Origin of the sequence: Methanobrevibacter sp. (assembly GCF_045541095.1) — an archaeon.
Lineage (GTDB): Archaea > Methanobacteriota > Methanobacteria > Methanobacteriales > Methanobacteriaceae > Methanocatella.
The window spans coordinates 1-2,634 of the sequence record NZ_JAZQIJ010000151.1 but is presented as its reverse complement, the minus strand read 5'-3'; the positions used below and the strand labels follow the sequence as shown (position 1 = coordinate 2,634).

2 protein-coding genes are annotated in these 2,634 nt (G+C 33.4%); both read left to right on the top strand.

Annotated elements, in window-relative coordinates:
• Positions 1–255: 255 nt before the first annotated feature.
• A complete protein-coding gene (locus ACKI2P_RS06385) occupies positions 256–1,338 on the top strand; it encodes a tyrosine-type recombinase/integrase (protein WP_407376073.1) in 1,083 nt (360 codons plus the stop codon).
• Between the two features lie 63 nt (positions 1,339–1,401).
• A complete protein-coding gene (locus tag ACKI2P_RS06380; RefSeq protein WP_407376071.1) occupies positions 1,402–2,394 on the top strand; it encodes a hypothetical protein in 993 nt (330 codons plus the stop codon).
• The last annotated feature ends 240 nt before the right edge of the window (positions 2,395–2,634 follow it).

Sequence of the window (2,634 nt, the reverse complement as noted above, 5' to 3'; positions counted from 1 at the left end):
TTTTATCTTAATTTTTTATTACAAATCCAAAATTTGAAGAAATTACCATTTTGAAACCACTTGATGTATATGTATTACTTCACTTGCAACATTTCCAAATGAAATGCCAAATTGACCAAATTTTATATATAAAGAGAACGTATATTTTATGTAATAATATACGTTAAAAAAGAAAAGATACGAAGTCTTTATATACTCAAAAATACAAAGGTATAGACAAGGGTTAGGTATAAAAATTTAGGAGATGAAAAGCTTATGATTGAAGTTGATGAGCTAACAGACTACCTAGATGAATACTTAGAGGAAAAGCAAGAGGTAAAGAACTTAACTGAAGAAACTATCAAAAAACAAACATTTAACATATCCAAATTTATTGAATATCTTGAAAATGAAGGAATAGATGAGCTTAACAGTGGCAATGTCAAAAAACAATTGAGACATTATCGTAGACATTGTCTTAAGCAAAGAGGAAACAAAAGGACCACTGTCAAGACATATATGATGAACATTCTGGAATTCATCAACTCAGAAGATGTTCAGGAAGAAATCAACCACGAAACCATCAAAATGAAGGATATCATCGAAGTAAAGGCCGAAGATCCTGAAACTGCAAAAAAGAGAATTGAGAAAATCTCTTTAACTTGGCCGCAATCCAATTTCTTTTTAGATACAATCGAACAGGGCGGTAACAAACGGGATTATGCGATTTGCAGGACATTCATTGATTCCGGCATGAGGCTCAAGGAACTGGTGCTGCTAAACAAAAGCGATATTCAGGTTCCTATAGATGATGATGGATTTTATGTAATGCCAAATGACACTAACGACTTCATTGATGTCTATTTACGTGCCGAAACAACCAAAGGTGAGCTTAAGGACCGTACAACATTCATAACTTATGATACATTGGCCAGTCTGAATGATATGATGTATGATCGTATCACAAAACTTAGGAAAAACACTCATAATGTCTACAGGCCTGTAATTCAGCGAAAAAAAGCGGATGAAGAAAAAACACGTGAAGAACTATTCACAAATCTTAAAGGTGAAAGAATAGGCAAACGTGCAGTTCAGGACATCATCAAAAAACATGCACGTGAATGTGATGAGAGAATTTCTGCAGAAGAAATTGACTGTCCTGTAAATTACACCAAAAATGTCAGCGTTCACATATTAAGACACACTGCACTCTCCCATTACGCTGAAATCCTCACAGTGGCTGAAGTTCAGTCAATAGCCGGACATTCAAACTCTCAGACTACAGACAAATATATTCATATTGACCGTGAACAGATGAAACAGAAACTGAAAGCCAATAATATGAGGTTTTCAAGGTAAACAAATTAATTTAAATACTATCTCATATAAACTAATATTAATTAAACTTTAATATTGATTTATATGAGATTCAGTAAAAAATTTTTGATATTGATAATAGGTTTAGTATTTTTATCCTCATTAGGCACGTATTCTGCCTTGGATTATGAAAATAGTGTTACAAATGCAGTTGTGCCAACCGACAGCACTGCAGATGGTGATTTTGGATGCTGTTCTATAGTGCTGCAATTGGAAAATAACGACACAGTAATCACACACAGGCGAGATTCCCCCAATGATGCCGATGTTCACATAGAACAGATTGACTGGCACGGAATACCTGCCATAAAGCAATATAAGGAAGAAGGTGGCTATTTCATGCACGTCATAATTACCGAAAATGGTTGGGTTATAGGCCAAGGCGGAATTGATGACGGCGAAGAAAACCAAAAGATTGATGAAATTGCAGCTAAATTGATAACTGATGACTATTCAATTTCAGAAGACACATTATCTCAGATTCAGGAAATTAAAAAGCCATTTGGAAGAGGACATTTTATCATTAAGGCACCGAACGGTAATTACGGTTTTGCCAATGTCGATAAGTTAAAAACCGGAAAACTTGAACCCGGCCAATATATTTCCATACCAAACAACTATTCCTTATCAAGATCCGGAAATCTATCACTTCAAAGCAACGATACAATCCATGATATGGTTGAACTGGCAAGAACAGACCAATATGGTGATGATAGAAGGGAAATAGTTACATATGATGTTGATTTTTCACCTGAAAATAACACCATAAACATCTATGTTTCCAATGAAGACGGAGCATATGTAGGCGTTGATAACTCACCATATATTGATGATATCTATCTCAACAGCACCCTTGTTTCTGGAAAAGACATTCCTGTAGCTCCAGAATATAAACATATAGGCTCATTTACCTTTGGAAGCGGAATGGCTAATGCTGGTATCATGAGTTATGTTATGATGGGGATTATAGTAGTTTTCATCTGCGCATTATCAGTTGGTGTTTACAGATTTGTGAGATTTATTAAATTTAAAAAATAACGATAAATTTTATTAAATTTCATGAATTTTATTAAAAAAAAGCAAATTTGAAGAAAATAGTGTTTTTCAATAGCTTGATATATATGGAGCAATTGATTTATAGCATTTTCTTAATATTACTTGAGTATTAGTGGTAAAATATGGTTAATACCTACTTTCTGTATTTACATAAATATGGATTATATATACTTTCCATACTTACAGAAATACAGAAGTATACTATATCCATATTATACTATT

Coding starts and splice junctions, on each gene's coding strand:
- ACKI2P_RS06380 (WP_407376071.1), top strand. CDS start 1,402: ATGAGATTCAGTAAAAAATTTTTGATATTGATAATAGGTTTAGTATTT.
- ACKI2P_RS06385 (WP_407376073.1), top strand. CDS start 256: ATGATTGAAGTTGATGAGCTAACAGACTACCTAGATGAATACTTAGAG.